Raw genomic sequence first — 23953 nt, 5'->3', positions numbered from 1 at the left:
CCTGATAGAATATTTTATTTGTTCAGCTGCAAATGATAGGTACCTGCCTGTCCTGTGAAGTAAATAATACCGCCTTCTTTTTTCGCTGTCTTCTTCTGGGATATGCCCTGTTCATCCGTAATGCTCCATTCTCCCTCAGAGATTCCTGCAACCGTCACCGCAACCTGCCCTTCTCCCGGAATTGTAACAGATATGTCCTTGGTCAGGCGCTCCTTATTTTTAGCAAATAAGGTTACCTTATCAAAAATTCTTGCACCCAAGATATCCTCAGTTTCAATCAAAACCGCCTTATCCACCGGAGACTGATTGTTAGCGTCGGATACATACATCACATTCAGGAAATAGTCCGTTGCCGATTCTCTGGATGGACTGATTTCCACACGTCCCCAGCCATGCTCGGAACTGTAGTAGCTGTCGTAGTTTTGATAGTATTTACCGCCCTTTGGAGGGTAATTTCTGTCTACCACCCAATACTGGCGTCCCGGTCCGCCTACCTTTGTAATCTGTGCATTCTGGGGATATAGGGTCTGCATTGTCAGTTTTCCGTTATAGCCAATGGTATCTCTCTTTATTTCGATAACATTGCCATCTACCTTTGGTTCCTGAAGTGAATGCATCAGGAAGGTTTTTTTAAAGGATGGTTTTCGTGCCGTCACCTTGTCCATTACCACGAAGATTGCCGGCTTTTCTTCAATCCCTGTAGGCATGAACAGCATAGAACGTCTTACTTCCGATACCTTGTTGGAATATCCTGGTGCCAGATCGCCGCTTATGTAAGAATATTCCGGTTCCTTGGGGTCTTCCCCATATTCCATTGCAAGAAGATTTGCCTTATGTGATTTTTCATCCAAAAGGTCAGCCAGCACTTTCTGTTCTGCAGCCTCTCTCCGCTGTCCGCCAGAATTCCTGGGAGCCGGTATGGTTGTATTGCTTACCATTTTTTCATCCGGATCATAAATCAGAAGAGAGTTATGCCCAATTGTCTCCTTGGAAAAGTTGGCGTCATGCTGAGACCCAAAACTGTCATAACGGCCGATATCCCAGGCAAGCTGTCCCTTATAATAAATCTGGAAACTTCCTGAATCCAGATGGGCGTGATTTCCTACATATGTTTCTCCAATTTTAGCCCAAACAATTGCATCGGAAGACTCCACACCTTCGTTTAAACCGGTTCTGGCTACCATCAGACCATTGGGTGAGCCAAAGAGCCTGGTATGAGGAAGTTGGGTCTTGGGCTTGGAAACCACATATGGATTGTTAACAATCAGGAAATTAGTTGGTGTCAGCAAAGGATGAAAATTATTATACGAAAAGAATTTATATCCGTTGCTGCACCTCTCATATTCACTTTTCAGATATCCGTCGTCCCAAATGGAAGAAGCATACAATAAATGGGGCATATCCCCTCTTGTCCAGGTAGGTATCTTGCCCACCAGGGAATCTCCATTTGTATCCCCTTCCGGAAAGGAACGGCCGTCAGGTCTGTTGTTATATACCAGCATATAGGGTACTTTTCCCATATCATCACTATACAGCTTTGTTCCGTTCATCCGGTAAAACAGGAACTCGGCCTGCAGCTCCACGGCAAACCTTAGGGGATTATATCCCAGGCCCTGATGGTAGGTGCCAGAACGATACCACCAGTTTTTAGTTTCAACCAGGCCGTTCATGATATAGCCGCCCACCAGATTGTAAATATCTGGATATTCATCATAGCAGGCAATGGAAAACGCCAGGAGATCCCGCTGGATATGGGTCTCAGAATTGTGCCCGTGAACGGCGTATACCTGGGTCATGGGCCAGCCGCCCATACCAGTAATCGTGGCCGCCAGCTTTTCCGCATGATCCACAAAAAGCCTCTTATCCTCTGCCGACATCAAAGGATAGCACCAGTCATAGACCAGTGCAGACAGATAGATAGTGGAGCCCTTTTCTCTTACCACATCTGACGCCTTGGGATTATATTTAAATGTATTCACTAAATTCCTGGTAGCTGTAACCGCCTTTTTCCCATTTTCCACATTCCCGTTAAGCGCATAGTCAAAGGCATATGCCTCAATGATCGCAAAAACCTCATAATCAAGATTGGATCCAGCCCCTGTCAATTCTTCGGGCAGCATACCGTCTGCATCAGTTGCCAGCAGCTTCTCCAATTCCCTCATAGCCGGCGCACCCTCGGCTCCAGTCATGTTGGCCCGTATAGCAGGAATATCCTTTTTTTGAAAACATTACCCGCGGGTGCTCCCCCTTCACCGGGTAGGTGGACGGCATACCAAAACTTGCCGGCAGTATTTTTCTCTCAGCCTCCGTCTGAGCACTTGCTTGCGCCGCCGTACCCGCCACTGCTTCATTTGTCGCAAAACTGATGTTTGTAGAAGAAATTACCATAGCGGCAATCAGCAACAGACTGCCCACAGCCCTTTCCCATTGTCCTTTCATTTGCGAACCCCTTTCCCATCCTTTTTCTAAATTTTCCTTATTTGTGCCGGTTCTTTCTCTCAACTATCCATGGTGTTTTATTGACAGATCGTATCGGCATCTGGTAAATCAAACTTATCATGGAAGATATACAGGCACAATAACCAAAAAAATGTGAAATAACACTTTTTTGTAATTTGGCGTAAAAAGCCTCGAAAGTACCGTACTATGAGCAAGGAAGGAATCCGGTATCAAATGAATCGCTTGATTCAGGCAGAAGGAGCCTTTGGAGTATTGAAATACGATTATGGATTCAAGAGATTTCTGACATGTGGAAAAACCAATGTAAAAATTGAACTTCTTCTGCTGAGTATGGAATATAACATAAATAAACTGCGCTCAAAAATGAACTGCCTCCTGTCAAGTAGACACATAAAACATCTAAAAATGTGGGCATGGTATACTTTTACAAAAACCTGTTATTGTCACCGTAAAACTCCTTTTGCTATACTGAATTTGAATCAAATTCAGCTTCACAAAAAGATCAGACAGGAAGGAGACCGGCCTCAAAAAGAGACCGGCAAAAACAGGGATGCATATTACAGAGGTACTAAAGGACGGCATGTCCGTAAGTGATGTTCTGAGGAATTTGAAGAAACGCGAAGAAAAATTTTTAAATGGCATGACATTTGCCGAAAGAGGAGCTATTATCCGTAAGCTCTTCCCACAAGTCTGCGAGACGAGGATCAAACAGGCTGATAACAGCCTGGAGGGCCGCATGATTCTTCCCGGCTGCTCTTCTCTTCATTTTATCGGAGATCCGGTAAAATGGCATGAGAACATCTTTGATTATGATGAATACACCTATCAGCTAAACCGCATGGACCACTGGCGTTTCCTGGCGGAAGCATATTCCTACACCGGCGACCGGCGCTATGCAGAAAAAAATCATCAGGGAATTCTACCACTGGATCGACGACTGCCTTCCCAGCTGCTCTACCGCGCCAACGGCGAACTGGCAGTCGAAGATTTTGACGGCTGTGCATGCAACCAGGGAATCTGGCGCTCTCTTGAAGTGGGAATCCGCATGTATCGAACCTGGCCGTGGGTCATCCATCATTTAATAAGCGGCGGCTTTATCAATGAGAAATTTTTGGAAGCTTACTTAACAAGCGCTTATGAACACGCTCAGATTCTCTATCTGGTGGCGCCGAAGCTGTGGCCCAACGCGGACCATAACCACTATCTGATGGAAAACAACGGGCTTTTATATTTAGCTCCATGTTCCCTGAGTTTAAGGATTCTGAACTTTGGCAGAAGCACGCACTTCATGAGATGGACCGGAGTATCAATGCTCAGATAACCGAGGGCGGCGGGCAGATTGAAGGCTGCGCCTCCTACCACAACAGCTCTGCTTACTGGTTCTGCCTCCCCCTTCTACTTTCGGGAAAGTACGGGTTTACCGTCTCTGACGCCTATAAGACAAGACTTGGAAAGATGGTAGAATATTCTGCCCACGCCACCCGTCCCTGCGGCGGCAATTCTTCCTGGGGCGACAGCCACACCTACAGCAGCACACTGTCTACCGGCGCTTTCTGCCACTATATGGCCTTCGGTGACCCTTCCTACATGGAAAACGCCCATTATTATTACACCATGGATGAACTTCTGGCGGGTATGGCTCCCTATATCTGGGAAGTTCCGGACTTATATGACTTGCATAAGCAGATTGAGCGCATCACCACTAAAAAGACAATGCCGGATCTGCCCGTCATCTCCTGGCAGAAGCAGCTGAAACAGGTGTTTTTACGAACCGACTGGTCCAATGACGCACTATATGTCATGTTTGCCTGCCGTACTCCTATCCAGAATAATCATGCCCATATAGATCCCGCAGGCTTTGAATTTACCGCTTACGGCCGCTGCCTTCTGGGTGATCCCGCCATCTATTATTACAAGGATGACGAGAACAGAAAGAAATTAAAATCGGCTCATTGGCACAACTGCCTTACCTTAAACAATAAAAATCCCTGGGAATACATCTCTTCCTGGCAATATGGAGAGCAGCAGCCCGGAGACATTCTGGCAGTAAAACAGACCGACCGGCTGATCTACTCCGTGGCTGAACACAGTAATTACCGGCCAACACTGCATAAACGCGCAGTCGCCATCGTTGATCAGAAGTTCCTTCTGGTTCTCGATATTCTGGATCATGTACTCCCTGACACCAGCGTTCAGATTAATTTCCATATGGACTCACCCGTTGCTCTGGTCAATACGGAAGCTTCTTATGCCCACTCCTTAACCGGAGAAGCCAGCGTTGCTGTCTATTCTGACGCAAGCCTAAAACCGGCCCTGGTTCCCGCCAAGATTTCCACCAAAAATGATGTCTGGCATGATACCGTTATCGCCCATTTTGAGGCAGAGCATTTAAACGACGCGCAGTGTGCATTTGTATGTGTTGCCATACCGGCCCGCACCGGCGAGGACCCCCTGAAGGTTACGGAGATAAAAAAGGAATTAAATGTCAATGGAGCAGTCAAAGTAACCTTTGCAGTCTCCCACCAGAATTATGAACTTACCTTTTTAAATAACCAGCTTTCTATTAAATGATCCAGACAGAGATGCCGACAGCAAAGAGGCTGCGTTTGCGACAATCTATCGAAAAAGCAGCCTCTTTATTTTTTAATTCAAAATCTTCATACAGAGATATCCAGGGTTTCACCGGTCTTTATTCTGTCTGTTTTTCTTAAACTGAAGTGGCGTTATCCCGTACGCCTCTTTAAATACTTTAATAAAATACTGGGAAGAGCTGTATCCCAACTGCTCCGCTATTTCTTTGACACTGTATCCTTCATCCAGCAACCGGATAGCGCGGTTTAATTTCTGTTCTTTGATATATTCCGCGTATCCTTTGCCCATCATCTGCTTAAACATACGGCTGACCGCGTCGAGACGCATGTGCAGTTCATCGGCCAGATAATCCAGAGAAATACAAGTCTCCAGGTTTTCATCAATGATCCGGAGGATTTTATCCTTTAAATCCACATCAACAGATTCCTTCTGATGCCTGATATTTCTGATAATGCTTTCACCCAGGTAATTTCCCCACTGATGGAAGGCGTCAATATCCGGAATCTGCATATAATATTCCCTGATGTCATAACCGAACACTACCCACATATCCAGCTGATACTGCTGCATCATGTGATAGAACATAGTAACTAAATCCCGAAGCGTGGAATTGCAGTAAGTGATGTCATAATTTCTGCTCTTAAAGGACACGATCAGCTTCCATGCGGGTTTTAAAATCCAGAAAATTCTCATTTGCAATATCACGCTCCATGATTTCAAACAGCTTTAAATGGCTTCCAGAGTGTTTCCGTTTTTCCAGCTGCAGCATCTCGTAAGACAGCCAGGCCTCTTCCACATAAATATAACGGTATTTTGCAGCTTCAGCCGCAGTTCTGTAGCTTTCCTTCACTCCCTCTTTTTTCATGGAGCAATTCCTGCCGGAAACCATGCGGCACATATTCCACCGGACTCCCATCTCTTTCATGAAGCTTTTTCTGGCTGCCGTCATATTCTGCTCAGGTGCAACAATAACAGCTACAAGCCCATCGTTCTCCATGGTTGTAAACAGCACTTCATAAGGTCTGCTTCCAATCGCATACTCTTCCTGCAGGCTTTCCACCGACAGCTTTCTGCCATCTTTTTCCGAGAGATAGAGGAAGAAGGTACATACACAGTCTCCCGTAAGATAGGGTTCCAGTTTATCATACCCCATCTCCGGATTTTTATTGAGAATGACTGACCGGACCGCGCTTTGAAACAGCAGCGCTTTGGAAGAGTCGATAGACTGATGCAGGGAACTGATTTCACTGGTCAGCACCTGAAGTGTTCCCTCAAAGCTTCTGGTGTCCTGTGAGATATCAATCCCCGCCCCCCTGGATACCTGCTGAATCCGTTTTCGATAGGCCGTGTTATTATAGTAGGTAATCATGGCAAGTACCAGCAGGTTAAAGGCGATTGACACCAGATAACCAATGATAAACATACGCTTTGTCACGTTATATTCCTGATAGAAGTTACTGTCGGCAACCCGGTAAAGATATAACAGCCCTGTGTCCGGGGACACCGTATAAAACACGGTCTGCCTGTCTCCGCTCACATTCAGCGATACCGGCTGTCCGCCTTTTTCAAATACGATTCCATTTCTGCGGGCTTCTGCCATAACGGCACCCGCTGACATTCGTTCCGCATCATATAAAGGAGTATCGTAGATGACCTGCCCCTCTTTCCCTAAAATGGCCAGAGATCCCTCCTGCTCACTGATATACTTTCCAAACGCAGACTTCGCGATATGGATTCCCAGATAGATGGAGCTTCCCTTCCACTTGTGCTGGGTCAGCTTCACCACATACGTGATTACCGGCTCTTCTACCGAATACACGTTTATAGATCGGTGCATAAAACCATTCTCCTCCCCGCCCTCTTTCCACGGCTCAAGCAGGGAAGATACTGAGTAAACCTCTCCTGAGTTTCCGGGAAATGAACCTTATCAAAGCCGGTCACCACAGTCCCCGTACCTTCATAGTAAATATCCATGCTTTTCACATAGGGATAAACCTTCTGCAGCCTACGCATTTCGGCCACCAGCGCCAGAACCCTCTCCGGCGAACCGGAAATATCCTGTTCCTGGGGATACAAAAGGTCATCATTCTCCACCACGGGAGAAAAGTAGAACTGGGGGGTCTGGTAGGCGGACATCATAATTTGCTTATCAATATTGGTGAAAGCCAGATCCGTCACCTGGCTGTTGTACTCAATAAAACTTTTTAAATATGCTTCGTTGCTCATCCGGTGAAATACAAAATAATTAAACAGAGAGACCGCTGCGATGCTGAACAGGTTGAGCCATAAAATCACCACAAATACTGACGATTGCAGATATTTCCCTCTGACAGTTGTTTTGTGCTTCATACCCCACCTCCTGATACAGACACCTGGCGGTCTCTTTTTTTAATTAGTATATCATATTTGTCTATCCTTTTACAGAACCAACAATCATGCCTTTAACAAAGTATTTCTGGAGAAACGGATAAGTACATACGATCGGTATCAGCGATAGTACCAACGCCGCCATCTTCATCGTTTCTGTATGAACCAGAACATCTGCAGCCGCTTCCATATCCGCGGTCTGCCCATTAGTCAAGATTGTCTGCAGGACATATTGCAGGACATACAGACTTTTTTTTCGACACATACAGCATATTATCCATCCATGAGTTCCAGTGCTGCACGCAGTACCAAAGGGAAATCGTTGCCATGACCGGCATGGACAGTGGTAAATACACCTGAAACAGTACCTGTAAGTTTGTAGCGCCGTCAAGCTTCGCTGACTCTTCCAGCGCAGCCGGAATCCCCATAAAGAAGTTTCTTGTGATAATCAGGGCAAATCCCGTAATCAGGCAGGGCAGAATATAAACCAGGAAGTTATTCGCTAAATGCAATTCCTTGATCAACAGGTATTTGGGTATCATACCTCCAGAGAAATACATAGTAAACACTATGAACATCATCAGGAACTTGCGGTAAGGAAGATTGGATTTTGCCAGCGGATAGGCTGTCAGTACCGTCACCAGCACTCCCGCTGCCGTACCTGCCACCGTTCTTAAAATGGTAATCAGATAGCTGTGCCAGAAATTGGGATCTGTAGAAATCTGCTCATATCCCGAAAAATTAAACTTGGTCGGAAACAGATGAAATCCCGTTTCATTTACAACCGATGCCGGGCTCATGGATATGGTGACTACCTGCATAAAGGGAAGCAGGATCGATACCATCAGTATCAGCGCAAATCCGTATGCGACTCCGTCTACAAGCCAGTCTTCCGCTGATTTTTTTCTTTTTCTTCGTATGATGTTCATGACCACTCCCCCTTTACCATAATGCGTAATCATTTGTCCTTCGCGCTATGTAGTTCGTCAGCATGACAAGCATGAAAGAAATGATATTTTTAAATAAATCAACTGCTGTGGTGAAACTGTACTGCATGTTCTGAATACCCATCCGATATACGAAGGTGGAGATTACATCACCTACTCCATAAGTTGTCGGAGACAGGAAGTTATATACCTGCTCAAAGCTGTCGTTCAGAATTTTGCCGGACTCCATAATCAGCATAACCGTAACAATAGGCGCCAGGGCCGGGAGCGTAATATGCAGAATTCTCTGTATTCTGCCCGCCCCGTCCATCTCTGCCGCCTCATAGAGGGCCGGATCGACAGAGGTAACCGCAGCCAGGTACACGATAGAGCCCCAGCCAATGGACTTCCACATGTCGGAAAGCACTAAAACTCCGCGGAAATACCTGGCCTCCCCCACAAAGAATACGGGGTCAAATCCCAGGTTCTGCAGCAGAATATTAACCGGCCCCCTGGATGGGGATAAAAACTCGATGATGATACCGGAGACTACAACCCAGGAAACAAAGTGCGGCAGATAAGAGATGGACTGGGCCACCTTTTTAAATTTAACATGTTTAATCTCGTTCAATACCAGGCACAGAAAAATCGGCGCCGGGAAGCATATCAGTAATTTATATAAACTGATAATTAATGTGTTTTTCAATACTGATAAAAAGAATGGATTGGAAAACAAACTCTTAAAATGCTTCAGACCTACAAAAGTACTTCCTTCAATTCCCTTCAAAGGATAGTAATCCTGAAATGCAATGATGAGTCCATACATAGGTCCATAGCAGAATACAAGGAAGAACAAAATTCCCGGAATCAGCATAATATAATACTCTTTATACTGTGATAAATTACCCCAAAAACCTGTCTTTTTGGGGGCTGCTTTTATTTTTGCTACTGTCATCTTTACCTCCCGAATTGTTCAGCCATTATTTCTGCAGCGCTTTCTGCTGCTCCGCATAAGCTTCCTGAACAGCCTTCTCAGCCGTGTCTCCGCCGGCTGCCTTAAATTCTGCTACGAAGGTATCAAAATAGTCAAGAGGTTTTGCACCTGTGATCATGTCAAAATAAGCCTGTTCAGTCAATGTATCCAGGGTTGCGCTTACATTGGCAAATTCTTCTGTAGCGGGAGCGTTAAAGCGATAGTAGCCGTTTCCTGTAATATCATTACCAAGCTTCACTTTTGATGCATTTAAACTCTCCGCATAAAGAATCGTGTCACCAAAGTCTACCTGCATAATGCCCTGTTTACGAAGCTCAACTCCGTCTCCAATACGCTTTCTCGTTTCTCCGGCCATCTCGAAATGCTTGCCTTCCAGACCATAGTTTGACAGTTCCATAAATTCTACATCTGAATAGTAAGCATCCAGAATTGCCAGGAATGCATCTACTTTTCTAGGATCAGAAGCGCCCTGTGTGGTCAGGCAGGTTAAGCGGCCTACTTTTGACCATGCCTCTGTACCGGATTTTCCATCTGGACCTACCGGTGCAGGTCCTGCTACAATTTTCGCTTCCGGATTCAGTGCCTTCATCTCTTTTAAGCAGATAGCCTGGTTGTTTACATCATCAGAATCTGTGCTGTAGTAAAAATAGTGATATGGCATAGCGCTTGTCAGACCAATCTGTCCGTTCATAAAGGAATGAGACAGCCATGCGTAACCGCCATGATTTTCGCCTGTGATGAACTCCTTGTCGATGATTCCCTTTTCATACCATCTGTTTAATACTTCCAGCGCCTGTTTTGCTTCGGGACGGATATATGGGAAGAAAGGAACGTTATCATCACCAAGCTGCATTTCCTCTACCAGGAAGCCTGGATTACCGCCGGTCACGCAGCGAAGGCCAAATGCACCGAATACGGCTCCGATGGCACGTTCCGCCATACCTGCTGTATCTTTTTTTACCATTGCGGTCAGGGTCCTGCTCCACAAATGCGGTCAGCACCTCTTCATATTCTTCCAGTGTTTCCGGTACTTCCAATCCCAGATTATCCAGCCAAGTCTGGTTCCAGAACATGGCCATAGGCACTACGCTCATGGGATTGGAAACCCCATAGTTCTTTCCTTTATAGATCATCGTACTCCACAATGAGCCATCATCGTTTTCATCCGCACATTTTGCGAAGTTCGGCGCTTTCTCCCTGATAGTTTCAATAGGAAGTTCTGCAATAATGCCACCCTCTACATAGGTAGCCAGATCAGCCGGGCTTCCGATAACCATAACATCCGGCATCTCGCCACCGGCAAACTTTACATTTAAATTTTGCTGATAATTATTGGAATCTACATAAAAACCTTTTAAATCAATATTGAAGCGTTCCTCTATCATCTTAACTACTTCCGCGTCATCATCCACCTCTGCGGAGGTCTGACCAGTCAGCCACGACATTTGAACCGGCTCCTCACTTGCCGCCCCGGCTGTACTTCCTTTATCGGATGCAGTTGTCTGGCCGGAACCACATCCAGTCAGCATACTTCCTGTCATGGCTGCCGCCATCATGCACGCTGTCCATCTCTTCCATCTTCTCATTTTATCGTCCTCCATTATAATTTGAAATTTGCCTTTTTACTCACTCCCCATTTAGTACTCCATGATTTACTCCCAGCCTGGCGCCTGTCTGTATAAGGAAGGCGGAGCACATGGGCCGTACATTAATGTGAGAATAGCACATGTCTTTCCTCCAGACAATCCACAAAAAATTGCAAAATAACACTTTTTTTGCAGCCGGTATATACTTCGTCTTTTCTATACCTTTTCCATATATCCATGTTATTCCCTTTGTTTATTTGGTTTTTTTGCCGCACCACCCAACAAGAAGATATCATATTGCAGAAATGTGTCATTGAAGCTGCAAATGGCTTTTCTTATAATAAAGATAACATTTATTCAGGAGGATTTTTATCTATGATTACTATTCCGGTAAAGGAAAGGGAAGTAACTGATGAAGATTTATTTTCTGCTCTTCAGCTGTCGTATCCCGGGCTTTCAGAAGTACGTCATTCGTTAGAAGCCGGCAACACACTTCTTGCAAAAAAAGAACTGGTCACTTATTTTCAGACCCGGACCAATGTAACTTATTACTTTGATTACCGCAGCCTCCCTTTAAAACCCATCGATACCGACAGCGATCCACAGCTGTTCCAGGCGGCTCTAGGACTAAAGGGCAGCTTAAAAGAGTTCTGTCTGTATGCAGGAAAAAAGATGATGGAGCGTGTGTATGTCCGTCCGGGCGGGGATGTGGAAATCGAGCTGGGGACTGACTACGAGAATCTCCCTCATTTTAATGTTAAAGAAGATATAGGCAAAAAACACCGCACGGTTCTGGATATCTTTTCAAGGGGACAGTTTTTTTGAATACCTTGCCGTCCTTTACCATGAAACAGGGGACCGGGCAGTGTTAGAAAAATTCGAAGAAACCCTTCAGATGTTCTGGGAGCATTATCCTTTGGATCTGGAATTTACCGATCCGGATATCTCTCATTTTTTACATACCGAGGACCGAGATGTGATGAGTACCGGGTTTCTGACCCTTTGCTATCTCAGTTTATTTTATACAAGGATTCCTTATGAGATTTCTACGGAAATGGCTTTTGGAATCCTAAAACGAATCTGGTTCCTAGGTATCCAGTTCCGCCGGTTTGACACAGATACGTACCGGAAATTCAACCATCATATGTGGGAAAGAGGTCTGGTGCCGTTTATGCTGGCTACCCTGCTTCCTGAGTTTCCGGAACTTGCAGCCATGAAAGGCAGGGGTACCCAGGTAGTCCGCCAGCACGTCATGGATGATTTCAATGAGGCCGGAGGTTACAGCGAGCATTCTATTCCATACTGGAGCGGCGCCGCTCTGGGCGAGATGATCAGCAACGGCATTTACTTAGGAAACTTAAACCGTACAGCGCTTCTGGATGAAGAAAGCGGATGCCGAATTCAGACCAGCTACGATATCCTGGCTAGTATCGCCCCGCCTCATGACCGTTTTCCGTCTCTGGGAGATAACGGCGGCCCCAGGGTGAACCAGATCTTATCCAACGGTGCTTACCGCGCGGGCAATGATGCCTGCAGGGAGCTGCTCGAATACCGGTTAGGACAGACGGGAGAGCTCCCGAAGATACCTCTGGATTACTGCAATGACAAAAGCGGTTTTTTCTGTTCCCGAAGCAGTTTCTCTGCCGACGCCAACTATGTTTTAATGTCTGCCAAGGTGAATTGCGGTGACACCGGGCATAACCACATGGATATGCTTTCACTCTTTATTTCCATGAGGGGGCAGGAACTTATCGGTGAGCCTCATTCCAGACAGCTTTACCACTCAGTCCGGGCAGGAAGTCCCCAACGCGGATATATGTATAATATGACTTTCCACAATACGGTACTGGCTTACGGAAACCCGGTTCAGGATGACCGGTTCTATGCTTTAAAATGGGGCGTAATGAGACCGGATTCTCCCGTAGAGTACTTCACCTCCAGAGCAGAAGGCTGTTTTGTCAGCGCATACCATGATGCTTATACCTTCTGCCGCCATACCAGAAAAATTCTCGTCTGCCGGGAGAAAGGATTTCTGATTCATGACTGTATCCGGGGCGGTGACCGCTTCCCGAGTCCCATATACAACGGTGGAATCTTTTTCCTGACGTATCATACCGTCAGCTTGATGACCGAAGTGTCCTTCTGGAAAAAAACGGCGCTCTTACCCTGCTTTTATGGAACGGAGCTCCCAGTCTGCATATCTGGCAGAAAGAGGACTTATGTCCTGAAATCGTCAAAGACCGGAATCAGCTGTCAACCATCGTCGATGTGCACTTTACACCTGTCATGGATGCTGATTCTGGTATCGGCCCTGTCTCGCAGAGTTTGCTGATTCTGGATGTGACAGACGGTATTCCTACAATCGGGGATAGCGACAGCCTGTGTGCCGGCCTGCTTTCCTGCGCGGAACACGATAACCTTGCCGGAGCCCTCGACTTATTCCTGCAAATAAAATAGTTTTATTAAAAGAAAGGAAGATAATTTCATGAATGGTCTGTTTTCAATCAACAGTCCCCTTTGGAGTATATCCAGCAAAGCACTGAATTTTCTGTGGCTGAGTATCTTATGGCTGGTCTGCAGTCTGCCGGTCGTCACCATAGGGGCTTCAACCTCCGCGCTTTATTCCATAACGCTGAAATACGTCCGCAATGAAGAAGGATACTTAACAGCTTCCTTCTTCACCGCTTTTCGGCAGAATCTCAGGCAGGGAGCCATTATCTGGCTCGTACTCCTGCTGGCCGGTTTATTTCTGGGCCTTGATTTTGTGTTCTATTACCGGGGGGAACAGACCGGAATCGGATACATGATATTAATGACCCTATTTTTCAGCCTGACTCTGGTCTTTGTCCTGATGAATTTGTATGTGTACGCGGTTCTGGCCAAATTCCAGAACTCTGTCTTCCATATCATAAAAAGCTCCTGTATCATGGCCCTCTGCCACTGGCCTTCCAGCCTAGCTATGCTGATGCTGTCACTGTTAATTCTGGCGGTGGGATTCCTGGCATTTCCACCTCTGCTTTTCTTCGCACCGGCCGGCCTATGCTATATGCATTCGAAGTTTTTATGCCGGATATTCGACGGTACATCGCAGCCTGATGCCATCACTCATTTGGAATGCAGGCAAAGAATACGGATATGCAGACATTTACTGATTCTTTCCATGGTGTTCTCCCTTTGCTGAATAATCTCCTCACCATATCAGAAAATCTTTTTCTGCAAGACGAAGAACAGCCTCTGCCATAAAATAATCCGCATAAATCAGATCTGTCTGCTGATTCCCGGTGCTGTGGTAATCTACCTTACAATTCTGGACAACAGAATCATTTTCCGGATTCCAGTCACAACACCGCTCTGACACCGCCTTCACAATCTGCTCCGCATGACTGCGGTACAGCCGCTTCTCCTGCTCTTCTACATGTTCCGCTATCTCCAGCAATCCACAGGCCGCGCAAAGCCCGGCCGAAGCGTCCCAGTATACCGGCTTCTTAGGCTGTCTGAAATCGCACAGAGGAATATAATCCGTTAAAGAGATATTAGAAATAAAATAATGAGCCGTCCTTTTTGCCGTATCCAGATATTCAGGATCTTTCGTATAACGGTAGCTCAACGCAAATCCATATAGTATCCAGGATTGTCCGCGTGACCAGGAAGAGGCGGCCGAATATCCCTGTCCAGCCATAATCTCTGTAAGTTCACCGGAGTCCGGATTCAGGCATGCAATATGGCCGCAGGAACTGTCGGCCCTGACAAGAGTTCTTTTTACAGTATCCGCATGAGCCTTTGCAATATAATAAAATCTGGGATCCTTTAGTTCTTTAGAGGCCCAGTAAAGAAGCGGTATGTTCATCATTGAATCCACGATGATCCAGCCGGTACAATCCTGCCCTTCTTCCACACATTCAGGATTCCAGGCTCTGATATATTTTCCTGCCGGATTATATCTGCCCGCCAGAATATTGGCCGCCAGAAGCCCGCGTGTTCTGGACTCCTTTGAACCGGTCAGCCGGTAATCCGCAACTGCACTGTGAAGCCACATAAATCCAATATCGTGATGCAGTCCCATAAAATCATGCAGCGCCTTATCCAGCTTCCTCTCCGCCAGTTCCGCACATTTACGATAGTTATCCTTCCCCGTGGCATGATACATCTTCCATAAAATCCCCGGCCAGAAGCCATTTGTCCACCAGTAAATATCCGTTTCACCATAATCCGTTTTATAGCTTCCTTCTATTGTCCGATAAGGAATCTTCTCCCCCATTCTTTCACATTCTGCCTGAAATTTGATATCCATTTTTTGAAATAAAAGCGCTAACCATTTTTCCACAGCGTAAAACCTCCTTTACATAAACCGGTTAATAATTATAATTTTTCATAAATTCTGCGGGATTCCAGGGCGGAAGAACCAGATCATCCTGTATCTCCTGAAGATGGGATTTAAGCAGTGTATTCAGTTCCATCGCTGTTTCCCAGTATCCGTTCTTTTTATCTTCCTCTTCTTCAAACAACAGATTTTTTTGTTTCCTGCCTGTCATTTTTCAAATCGTAAAGTTCCAGATAATACTCATCTTTAAAAAGATCCACAATATATTTATAGTTCTTCCATATCACGCACCTCTGGAAATTGCCGCGGGAACCATTGCCATCATACTGGATATAGACAGGGCGTTCTTTAACTCTTCCTGTCCCCTCTAAAAGCCCCTTTAAGGAAGCGCCACTCACTTCACTGGCCGGAGTGACTCCGTAAAAATCGCAGATTGTAGGAAATACGTCAATATGGCTGATAAACTCTTCCCTCACCATCCCTTTTTTTTACTTCCCCCTGGCAGATGAATGCTGAAAGGAGTTTTGGCAGACTCTTCATACATGCACATTTTCTGGAACAGGCAGTGAGAGCCCAGCATTTCGCCGTGATCAGAGGTGAATACAATTATAGAATTCTCATACAGGCCCTTTTCCTTCAGCTTCCCGATAATCCGGCCCACGCACTGATCCAGCAGGGATACCAGCCCCAGATAGGTCCTCCAGGCTTCTTTCCAGTCTTCCAGCCGGTAAGCGCCACCTATGTATCCCGTAAGATTATATTTTTGTAAGGGCGACTGGTTCTCATACCATCGGTTCACATTGTCCGGCAGTTCCACATCCTCTGTTTTTACCTGAGAATACCAGGGGTCCGGAATATCAAACGGTGGATGGGGCGCCACATACATCATGCTCAAAAACAAAGGTTTTTCACCGGAAAATCCGTCCAGCGCCTTCACGGCGGCATTCGTAAAATAACCGTCGAAATAACAGTCATATCCTTCCTCGTACAGTCCAGTATGAGGATTGGAATAAGAACAGACTCTGGTATGTACACCGTCAGCCATCTCGGGAATCGGGGTGGTAAAGAGTGGCCCTCCCGGCATGCGCTTCCCCTGACCTCTCACAAAAGTACGGTAACTCTCCTCTGTCGTCAGCCATCTTGTCTTCGTATCAGGGCGCTTCTCCAGCGGTATTCCTTCTACAAATAAATGCTGTTTTCCACTGTGGATACACTCCATCCCCAGGTGTTCCATAATGCTGTAGAGATGGTCAGTCCCTTCTTTTACTTTGGAATACAGTTCCTCGGGCGGAAACCATCCATTAATCAGGCTTCCATTCACTCCCGGGTAAGTTCCGGTAAACAGCGCGCCTCTGGCGGGCACACAGAGTGGACTTGCACAGTACGCGTTGGAAAAGCGGACACTGTCCTGCATCAGGGCGTCAATATTGGGGGTGTATCCCTTCTCCAGCACATCATAACGAAGCTGATCCGCAGCTATTAATATACAGTTTGGCATATCTTCCTTTTTGTCGTTTTTATTCATGTTTTTCCCTTTCCCCTCCGTCCGTATAATTGTTTTTTATACAGATAAGGCGTAGTTCCATTATAGTGAACATATCATGCATATTCTTAAAACACAATGATCAAATAATTGTAAAATAACACTTTTTTTGCATGGTGATTTCCCCTCATATTTTCAATCATTTTTACGGATATGCCCACTGTTTTTTTGTTGTTTTCAACAGGTTTTTTCTTCCTTTTACACACGCTCCGCAAAAAGATTGTTACCCCGCGAAAAAGTATCATTGAAGAAATCTTATCCTTAAATTACACTGAAACCAAGCATAATGCCAGGCACAATACAAGAACGATCAAACTGAAGAAGAGGGGATAAACGATGGTACAGAAAATCAGGATAAACACTTTATGTGAAACTCTGCTGAAAGACTGGTGTGAAAAGCTTTTAACCCTGCAGATTACATGCTCTGACGCTAAAGGGCTGTACGGTGGTATTCTGTGCCCTGCCTGCGCCAGGATTCACGGCAGATGTTTTGAGGCTATTTACCCGTTTCTCTATCTGGCCGATATCCATCATGATCCGCGTTTTCTGGATGCTGCAAAGAGACTGTTCGAATGGGCTGAGCAGACTGTCTCACGTCCGGACGGTTCCTACGTTAATGACATGGATTGTGACTGGCAGGGAACCACTGTATTCAGCGCGCTTCAACTGGCGGAGGCACTGACCTTCCATGGACACATTCTTGACGAAGATACCCGGCAGACGTGGATGGCGCGGTTATGTAAGGCCGCAAAATTCCTGTATCACTTCGAGGAGCTGAACACCAATAATATTAACTACTGCATTACCAATGCGCTAACCATGCTCTATTGCGGCGAGCTGCTTAATATGCCTGAATATACAGCGTATGCCCGAACCAGCCTCCAAAAGGCATTAAACCACATGCCGACAGACGGTTTTTTATTTGGCGAGGGGCACCCTTCGGATGGACGGACCACAAGGGGATGCCGTGCCGTTGATATCGGCTACAATGTGGAAGAATCCCTGCCTGCGCTGGCCGCCTGTTCCAGAATTACCGGGGATACAGAATTAGAAGACAGGGTTGCACGGTCTTTCGAAACCCACCTGCATGCGTTCTTGCCTGACGGAGGCTGGAATAACAGCTTTGGTACACGGAATTACAAATGGAGCTACTGGGGAAGCCGTACTACGGATGGTTCTGCATTCGGCCTGCTCCTACTGGCAAACCATAATCCCGCATTCGCCCCGGCGGCATACGCCAATCTCCAGTTACTCCGGCGGTGTACTCACAACGGTCTGCTCTATGGCGGCCCCCACTATACTGCAGTCGGTGAACGCGCCTGTGTACACCATACATTTACTCACGCAAAGGTTCTTGCGGATATTTTAAACCAAAAACCTTCTTTTCCGGAATCGCCCATGCCTATTCCCCTTTTCAGAGACGAAGGTGTCCGGCATTTTGCTGATATTGACAGTTATTTCATCAGCTGCCACGGTATGCTTGCTTCTATCACCGCAAATGATTTTGAATATATTCCGGGTGGTCACGCCAGCGGCGGAAATCTAACCATGTTATGGCACCCTGCGGCCGGCCCCATTTTGTGCGCCTCAATGAGTCAGTACCAGACAGAAGAACCACCGAACATGCAGCTTCCCCGTTTCGCCCGCCACGAGTGCCTTTCCCCTGCCCTGGAATATGAGGAAGACGGCATACGCTTCACGTCCCTGTACGATTTCGAATGCGTGATGTCATATCAGGACACCCCAGGCGAGTACACAGTACACGTCCAGGGGCATCTTCCTGACATAAACCATGCACTCCCCGCTAAGCGGACAACCCATGAAAGCCGCTATACTTTCCGGGAAGACAGCTTTCGTTTCAAAGCAGATGTAAGCGATCCCCGCGTTTTTTTATCAGTGCCCCCTGATCTCAAAAGCGGAAGAATCCGCATTACTGAGCGAAAACCAGCTTATAATCAGAAAAGAGCTCTCGGAAATCATCTTAACCGTAGAACAGGGCCATCTGCTTCTGCCCCATGGCCTGGAACGATGTTATAATCTGGCTCCGGGATTACAGGCCATAAAGGCAGTAATTGCCTCCAAAGACAGTCAGATTTGTTTTCATCTGAAAGTAAATAAACTTTAATTTAAAAACCAACAGCGAAAGGAGGTTTATCAGTCCGTCATGGACTGATAAAAACAGCATGAAACACATTACAGAAGTATTGAAGGACGGACTTTCTGTCCACGACGTCCTCGTGAACCTTAAGGAACGGGAAAAAAAATTCCGGCAGGGCATGTCTTTTATGCAGCATGGAGATACCATACACCGTCTCTTTCCTGACATTTATAAAGTGCAGGTGGAACAGGGTGAAAGCTGCTTTAACGGAATGGCCGTTCTCCCTGGTTCCGCTTCCCCGCATTTTATCGGTAATCCAGTAAAATGGCATGAGAACCTTTTTAACGATGCGGAATATACCTACTTTTTAAACCGTATGGATCACTGGCGAAGCATGCTGGAGACCTATTCTCTGACCGGTGATGACAAATATGCCGGTAAAGTAATAGAAGAGTTCTATCACTGGATCGAAGTCTGTCCGCGCCAGCCATTATATGATGAGACCGGGAACGTGATTGTAGAGAATTTTGGAGGCTGCGGATGCAATCAGGGTATCTGGCGTTCCCTCGAAACCGGCATTCGCATGTACCGGACCTGGCCGTACATAATCCATCATTTAATTGATACCAGCTATATAGATGAAGATTTTCTGGAGACCTATCTCACCAGCGTTTATCAGCACGCCGAAGTCCTCTATGCCGTTCCTCCGATTCTATGGCCCAACGCGGATCATAACCACTACCTGATGGAAAATAACGGACTGCTCTACTTATCCTGCATGTTTCCGGAATTCAGAGATTCTGAAATGTGGAAGCAGCACGCTGTGCATGAGCTGGAACGCAGTATTTTCGCTCAGGTCACCTCCGGAGGAGGACAGATCGAGGGGTGCCCGTCTTACCATAACGGCTGCCTTTACTGGTTTGTCCTTCCTATTTTGCTGTCAAAAAAATACCATTTTACTGTCTCTGATGAGTACCGTAAACGTATAAAACGTATGGTGGAGTATTCCGTTCACGCCACCCGCCCTAGCGGGGGGAACTGTCCATGGGGAGACAGCAATACCTTTACAGGAACCTTTTCCTGGGGAGCTTTCTGCCATTATCTGGCGTTTGGGGACAGCAGTTATATCGCCCAGGCACGGACCTATTACAGTTATGAAGAACTGGAAAAAGCCGCCTCAAAGTATATCTGGGAAGTGGACGACTTATATGATTTACACCGCGCCCTCAACAATGCAAAGGAAAGCCCAGCGCTTCCTGTACTGCCCACAATTTCGTGGCAGAAAGACTTAAAGCAGGTATTTATGCGCACAAACTGGTCACAGAATGCCCTCTCTTTGATGTTCGCCTGCCGCACACCAATCCAGAACGCACACGCGCACATGGACCCGGCAGGATTTGATTTTACCGCTTACGGATTCCCTCTTTTGACCGACCCGGCCATCTTTTGTTTTCGTGATGATGAAGACCGCAAAAAAATTTAAATCCATCCACTGGCACAACTGCCTGACACTCAATCATCAGGACCCCTGGAAATATATCTCCTCCTGGAACTACGGCCCGCAGCAGCCAGGTGACATTCTATCAGTGAGCTCAACAGACAGACTGATGTATGCCGTGGGAGAGCATTTAAACTATACCCCGGCCATTCATAAACGCGTTGTTTCCCTGGTGGACAAACAGTTCCTGCTGATCTTGGATCTGCTGGATGAAGTTGTGCCTGATTCCAGTGTGCAGATCAACTTCCATATAGACTGCCCCACTGTCATGGTTGATTCCGAACACCGTCTTGTCCGTTCTCTGTCCAATGAAGCTAACATCGGTATATTCTCTGACGGCCAGACAGTTCCTTCTCCCATTCCCGCCAGGATATCCACGAGAGATGACGTAGCTCACGACACCATAATTGCTCGGTTTGAAGCAGAACATCTTGCTGAAGGACGCCATGGTTTCGTATCCGTTGCTTATCCAGTCCCTGCAGGAAGCCCCCTTCCGGAAGTTACCAGCATTAGTAAAGAGTTCCGGGCCGATGGTGCCTTCCTTGTATCATTCCGAACTGGAGGACACGACTACCGCCTGTCGCTGCATCAAAACGAGCTGACGCTTCTATTATAAATCTGTAAGCTAAATGAAGCTAAAAGCCTGATTAACTGAATAATGCGGGCATTTGCTCCAGATGAGTGCCTGGCTGTTTTTTTGCTGATTTTTAAGATAGAGCTTTTCCTTAACATTTTCTGTATTAAAGGATAATATAAATGGTACCAGAAAATTTAATAGCAAGTTGCATTAACACACAAAACCCCAGGGCGCAATGAACTGCCTGTCTCAGATGCAGCGAAACAGCTAGACATCCATTATAATAGTTTATATCGTTGGATTCATGAATACGAAGATTATGAAGAAAGTGCGTTCCCAGGTCATGGTGCGCACTTTATAATTATCAGTATAAAATTAATAAATTAAAGAATGAAAATAAGCATTTGTTTGTCCCTCATTACTTCGACGCCCTCTGCGATCCACCGCAAGTGTATATGGCGTGACTGCCAAAATCGGCAGATACTTAACCTAAAAATAAAATATTTTACTGTTCTATTAACGGGAAGCACTCCACTTCAAACAGTACCCTGATGGTCAGACACAGAAACAGAGGCTATTCCCCTCCTTTCCATATCTTTCTATCAGGGTACCGTTTATTTCTTTTTATGAAATGCCTTTGTTTACTGTCAGGCATTTATCAATGGAAGCTTTATCAATTTCATTAATATTGGAAGAATTTTCCGTACGGGTGTAATAGCAGTTGGAATCACTGTTTAAAGAGCCTATGGACAGCGTAAAGGTTTCTTCCGAGCCGTTCTTATCATAGGTATAGGTAATGACCGCAGCCGGCTGATCCAAGCCGTAGCCTGCCAGTTCATTTTCCTGTGCCTTATAATTGGGACAGCTTTTTACCTTTAAGCTGCTTAAGGAATCCGCCAGAACATTTAAGCCGGAATTATCAGAAAGTTTGTTGTCCGGCTGATCTGCCGAGTCCCTGTACCATTCGATGGTCCCATCTTTATCATCCAGCTTCTTTTTTACATAGAACTCACTGGAGCCTGCCTTTGTAACCGTAATGGTATTTATGTCAGCTCCGGAAACAGCCGGAAATTCTTCCAGGGCCATCAGATCATTTAGTCCGGTGCTGGTTTCATTGTACAAGGCAGAGCTTATAAGATACGGAGTGTCCTGCCCCTCCAGAGCGGCATAATAATCCCCGTCCCCGGTGGCATTGCCAAGGAGGATCACAGATTTCGTCCCATCTTCCGCTGCTGCGGTAATCCTTCTTATGGGCTGATCCAGGCCATAGGCGCGTAAGCTGTCACCGCCGTCCAGCTTCCGCAGGGCTTCCAGCTTTGAAACCGTGGAAGCAATGGCATCCACTTCCGCCTGTTTCACCGGGAAAAGGTCATCCCCGTCATAGTTCCATTTGCCCTCCTTTTTTTGTAAAAGACAGCTCCTGGCCGTCAAAATCATAGGAAAGGCTGGAAACATTGGAAAGATCGGTGAGATAGACCATCTCTCCCTCCTTCTCCTCCTTCGCCTGTTCCTGGGAGCGGTTCATATACTGGCCCACTCCCACATAGACCACACACAGGACTGCCAGGGCGGCTATTCCGTACAAAAGGCCTCTTTTCTTTTTCATGTTTTAGCCTCCTTTTACAGACGTCTGCGCTTCAGCCAGATCATAAGTCCCGCTGCCAGCGTCACCACGGGAATGACAAAAATAAACAGGATTCCCCACATGCCTCCATGGGTAACCGTGTTATAGGTCACATCCAGGCTCTTGGACGGAATGGATACATTGGAAACGTCATCAAAATTGGCTGTAACCGCATTCATGAAAAGATCTAAATTGGTTAAGTTGGTAAAGCTGGTGTTTAAGCCTCATCAATAAGGGAAGGGGTGCTGAATACGGTCAAACGTGCTGTTCCTGAGCTTAAAGTCTTTTCTGCTACGGCTCCCAGAATATAGGTTCCCTGCGTCTGCTTATCGGCCGTTACCAGCATACCTCCGTCACTGGTCTCCATAAAGGGAGTCACTTCCACACCTTCCGGCAAATCCTCCTTCTGGGTAAGGGCTGCGGACTGCAGGACAAGAGCCGTACTTTTTTTCGTCAATGCCGTTTGTCACTTCGCTTCCTGCCTGTATGGTCGGAAAGATGTAGTAGGGGTTGTTCTGATAAAACTTCTTGGTATCTGCCGCAAGCCCGTTTTCCAGGTTCAGGCCGTAATCATTCATCAGGGCACTTAAGTTAGGACGGTCCTTCTCAGCATAGCCGGCAAGGATCATGACCCTTCCGCCTTTGTCCAGGTAATCAGAAATCATCTTCTTTTCATCATTAGCCAGGTCTGATGCCGGAGCATTGATGAGCAAAAGTTCACAATCCTCAGGAATACTGCCTCCTGTCAGGAGATTTAAGGAATTCACAGTCAGATTGGACTTTTTCAGCATGTCAGAAGCCGCAGCTCCTAAAGCCGGTTCTCCATGGCCTTCTGTCACGTAAACCGTTTTCTCCACATCATTGATCACATGGGAAATAGCCCCGGTAAGCTGGCCTTCTCCGTCAAATTCAGTTTCCTTGGACTGTCCGTAATAATAGTAGGACATTTCATCTATTTTAATAATATCCGTCAGGGCGATGGATTCTGTCCTGCCTGTAGAATCGCAGCTTACCAAAAGCGTATTATCCTGCGCTTTCAGTTTTTTTACCTGGTCCGGATGAAGGACGGAATCCACGGTCTCCACCTTGATGTGACCGGACAAATCCTCATAGCGTTTTATAAAGCTTGTAATCCGCTTATCTACAGAATCCGGAGCGGCTACTACGTAAATCGTGACATCCTTATCAAGTCCCTTCATAAGATCCTTTGTGGTCCCGCCCAGGGTATAGATCCGGCTGCTGCTCATATCCCATTGCCGTACCTTTTCCGGAAGACGGCCCACGATTAAGTTTAATATTACCACGCTGCTATGACGATTACGGAAAGGATCGCCGTATAGCCGCCCTTTTTTTAATTTTCTGGTCAT

General features: G+C 46.3%; 28 protein-coding genes. 9 read left to right on the top strand and 19 right to left on the bottom strand.

Annotated elements, in window-relative coordinates:
• Positions 1-14: 14 nt before the first annotated feature.
• Complete coding sequence (locus JCM10519_RS18075) at positions 15-2162, bottom strand: heparinase II/III family protein (RefSeq protein WP_054740894.1); 2148 nt, start codon at positions 2160-2162, stop codon at positions 15-17.
• Positions 2131-2439: a hypothetical protein gene (locus tag JCM10519_RS18070; protein ID WP_347844661.1), complete on the bottom strand. Its 309-nt coding sequence runs from the start codon at positions 2437-2439 to the stop codon at positions 2131-2133. Before JCM10519_RS18070 ends, JCM10519_RS18075 begins: the two co-directional genes overlap by 32 nt.
• A gap of 207 nt (positions 2440-2646) precedes the next feature.
• Here JCM10519_RS18070 and JCM10519_RS18065 point away from each other — a divergent pair, with 207 nt between their 5' ends.
• The 3 genes from JCM10519_RS18065 to JCM10519_RS18055 are packed head-to-tail and all read left to right on the top strand — an operon-like array spanning position 2647 to position 5031.
• Positions 2647-3054, top strand: a complete 408-nt coding sequence (locus JCM10519_RS18065; protein WP_347844660.1) for a transposase — start codon at positions 2647-2649, stop codon at positions 3052-3054.
• Complete coding sequence (locus JCM10519_RS18060) at positions 3011-3781, top strand: heparinase II/III family protein (protein ID WP_054740887.1); 771 nt, start codon at positions 3011-3013, stop codon at positions 3779-3781. Before JCM10519_RS18065 ends, JCM10519_RS18060 begins: the two co-directional genes overlap by 44 nt.
• On the top strand, positions 3700-5031 hold the full coding sequence (locus JCM10519_RS18055) for a heparinase II/III family protein (protein ID WP_347844659.1): 1332 nt from the start codon (positions 3700-3702) through the stop codon (positions 5029-5031). The genes JCM10519_RS18060 and JCM10519_RS18055 overlap by 82 nt, the downstream gene beginning before the upstream one ends.
• 108 nt (positions 5032-5139) lie before the next feature.
• On the opposite strand, the gene JCM10519_RS18050 is transcribed toward JCM10519_RS18055, so the two are convergent.
• The 8 genes from JCM10519_RS18050 to JCM10519_RS18020 all read right to left on the bottom strand — a co-directional run bounded on the left by JCM10519_RS18050 (position 5140) and on the right by JCM10519_RS18020 (position 10925).
• Complete coding sequence (locus tag JCM10519_RS18050) at positions 5140-5703, bottom strand: helix-turn-helix domain-containing protein (protein WP_054740883.1); 564 nt, start codon at positions 5701-5703, stop codon at positions 5140-5142.
• Complete coding sequence (locus tag JCM10519_RS18045) at positions 5693-6889, bottom strand: hypothetical protein (RefSeq protein WP_347844658.1); 1197 nt, start codon at positions 6887-6889, stop codon at positions 5693-5695. Before JCM10519_RS18045 ends, JCM10519_RS18050 begins: the two co-directional genes overlap by 11 nt.
• Entirely contained in the window at positions 6874-7401 is a 528-nt protein-coding gene (locus tag JCM10519_RS18040) for a hypothetical protein (protein ID WP_054740879.1), read from the bottom strand. Before JCM10519_RS18040 ends, JCM10519_RS18045 begins: the two co-directional genes overlap by 16 nt.
• Positions 7402-7462: 61 nt before the next feature.
• Positions 7463-7633: a hypothetical protein gene (locus tag JCM10519_RS31480; RefSeq protein ID WP_347844657.1), complete on the bottom strand. Its 171-nt coding sequence runs from the start codon at positions 7631-7633 to the stop codon at positions 7463-7465.
• Positions 7626-8348 carry an ABC transporter permease subunit gene (locus JCM10519_RS18035; protein ID WP_054740877.1) on the bottom strand — a complete coding sequence of 241 codons (723 nt, stop codon included), beginning with the start codon at positions 8346-8348 and terminating at the stop codon, positions 7626-7628. Before JCM10519_RS18035 ends, JCM10519_RS31480 begins: the two co-directional genes overlap by 8 nt.
• Positions 8349-8361: 13 nt before the next feature.
• Positions 8362-9300 carry an ABC transporter permease subunit gene (locus tag JCM10519_RS18030; protein ID WP_054740876.1) on the bottom strand — a complete coding sequence of 313 codons (939 nt, stop codon included), beginning with the start codon at positions 9298-9300 and terminating at the stop codon, positions 8362-8364.
• A 25-nt stretch (positions 9301-9325) separates the two neighbouring features.
• The gene (locus JCM10519_RS18025) at positions 9326-10303 is read right to left on the bottom strand and encodes a hypothetical protein (protein ID WP_347844656.1); all 978 of its coding nucleotides are present in this window, start codon (positions 10301-10303) and stop codon (positions 9326-9328) included.
• Complete coding sequence (locus JCM10519_RS18020; RefSeq protein ID WP_054740872.1) at positions 10215-10925, bottom strand: extracellular solute-binding protein; 711 nt, start codon at positions 10923-10925, stop codon at positions 10215-10217. Before JCM10519_RS18020 ends, JCM10519_RS18025 begins: the two co-directional genes overlap by 89 nt.
• A 375-nt stretch (positions 10926-11300) precedes the next feature.
• Between JCM10519_RS18020 and JCM10519_RS18015 the strand changes: the two genes are divergently transcribed.
• The 3 genes from JCM10519_RS18015 to JCM10519_RS18005 all read left to right on the top strand — a co-directional run bounded on the left by JCM10519_RS18015 (position 11301) and on the right by JCM10519_RS18005 (position 14106).
• Positions 11301-11750: a heparinase II/III family protein gene (locus tag JCM10519_RS18015; protein ID WP_347844655.1), complete on the top strand. Its 450-nt coding sequence runs from the start codon at positions 11301-11303 to the stop codon at positions 11748-11750.
• A gap of 40 nt (positions 11751-11790) precedes the next feature.
• A complete protein-coding gene (locus JCM10519_RS18010; RefSeq protein WP_054740868.1) occupies positions 11791-13257 on the top strand; it encodes a heparinase II/III family protein in 1467 nt (488 codons plus the stop codon).
• A 153-nt stretch (positions 13258-13410) separates the two neighbouring features.
• Complete coding sequence (locus JCM10519_RS18005) at positions 13411-14106, top strand: DUF624 domain-containing protein (RefSeq protein WP_054740866.1); 696 nt, start codon at positions 13411-13413, stop codon at positions 14104-14106.
• 9 nt (positions 14107-14115) lie between these two features.
• On the opposite strand, the gene JCM10519_RS18000 is transcribed toward JCM10519_RS18005, so the two are convergent.
• Genes JCM10519_RS18000 through JCM10519_RS17990 form a run of 4 tightly spaced genes read right to left on the bottom strand, consistent with a single transcriptional unit; the run spans position 14116 to position 16771 of the window.
• Positions 14116-15249, bottom strand: a complete 1134-nt coding sequence (locus JCM10519_RS18000) for a glycoside hydrolase family 88 protein (protein WP_054740864.1) — start codon at positions 15247-15249, stop codon at positions 14116-14118.
• 28 nt (positions 15250-15277) lie between these two features.
• Positions 15278-15430 (bottom strand): hypothetical protein, encoded by a 153-nt coding sequence (locus tag JCM10519_RS31475; RefSeq protein ID WP_347844654.1) that lies wholly within the window; start codon positions 15428-15430, stop codon positions 15278-15280.
• Positions 15423-15725, bottom strand: a complete 303-nt coding sequence (locus JCM10519_RS17995) for a sulfatase/phosphatase domain-containing protein (RefSeq protein WP_054740862.1) — start codon at positions 15723-15725, stop codon at positions 15423-15425. The genes JCM10519_RS31475 and JCM10519_RS17995 overlap by 8 nt, the downstream gene beginning before the upstream one ends.
• Positions 15719-16771, bottom strand: coding sequence for a sulfatase-like hydrolase/transferase (locus tag JCM10519_RS17990; protein ID WP_054740860.1), 1053 nt, complete (start codon positions 16769-16771; stop codon positions 15719-15721). The genes JCM10519_RS17995 and JCM10519_RS17990 overlap by 7 nt, the downstream gene beginning before the upstream one ends.
• Before the next feature lie 354 nt (positions 16772-17125).
• On the opposite strand from JCM10519_RS17990, the gene JCM10519_RS17985 reads away from it, so the two are divergent.
• The 3 genes from JCM10519_RS17985 (at position 17126) to JCM10519_RS17975 (ending at position 21001) form a co-directional block, all read left to right on the top strand.
• Positions 17126-18826 (top strand): hypothetical protein, encoded by a 1701-nt coding sequence (locus tag JCM10519_RS17985; RefSeq protein WP_054740858.1) that lies wholly within the window; start codon positions 17126-17128, stop codon positions 18824-18826.
• Positions 18827-18972: 146 nt separating this feature from the next.
• Complete coding sequence (locus JCM10519_RS17980) at positions 18973-20370, top strand: heparinase II/III family protein (protein ID WP_054740856.1); 1398 nt, start codon at positions 18973-18975, stop codon at positions 20368-20370.
• Positions 20345-21001: a heparinase II/III family protein gene (locus JCM10519_RS17975; protein WP_054740854.1), complete on the top strand. Its 657-nt coding sequence runs from the start codon at positions 20345-20347 to the stop codon at positions 20999-21001. The genes JCM10519_RS17980 and JCM10519_RS17975 overlap by 26 nt, the downstream gene beginning before the upstream one ends.
• A 585-nt stretch (positions 21002-21586) precedes the next feature.
• Here JCM10519_RS17975 and JCM10519_RS17970 read toward each other — a convergent pair.
• The 5 genes from JCM10519_RS17970 to JCM10519_RS17965 are packed head-to-tail and all read right to left on the bottom strand — an operon-like array spanning position 21587 to position 23953.
• Positions 21587-22321, bottom strand: coding sequence for a DUF4340 domain-containing protein (locus JCM10519_RS17970; RefSeq protein WP_347844653.1), 735 nt, complete (start codon positions 22319-22321; stop codon positions 21587-21589).
• Between the two features lie 19 nt (positions 22322-22340).
• Positions 22341-22568, bottom strand: a complete 228-nt coding sequence (locus JCM10519_RS31470) for a hypothetical protein (protein ID WP_347844652.1) — start codon at positions 22566-22568, stop codon at positions 22341-22343.
• A 14-nt stretch (positions 22569-22582) separates the two neighbouring features.
• On the bottom strand, positions 22583-22765 hold the full coding sequence (locus JCM10519_RS31465; RefSeq protein WP_347844651.1) for a hypothetical protein: 183 nt from the start codon (positions 22763-22765) through the stop codon (positions 22583-22585).
• A gap of 38 nt (positions 22766-22803) precedes the next feature.
• Positions 22804-22971: a hypothetical protein gene (locus JCM10519_RS31460; RefSeq protein WP_347844650.1), complete on the bottom strand. Its 168-nt coding sequence runs from the start codon at positions 22969-22971 to the stop codon at positions 22804-22806.
• Positions 22940-23953, bottom strand: a complete 1014-nt coding sequence (locus JCM10519_RS17965) for a GldG family protein (RefSeq protein WP_347844649.1) — start codon at positions 23951-23953, stop codon at positions 22940-22942. Before JCM10519_RS17965 ends, JCM10519_RS31460 begins: the two co-directional genes overlap by 32 nt.

This window comes from Clostridium sp. NkU-1 (assembly GCA_001312405.1).
Note: the sequence above shows the minus strand (reverse complement) of the source record. Positions and strands in the feature narration are given on the sequence as shown.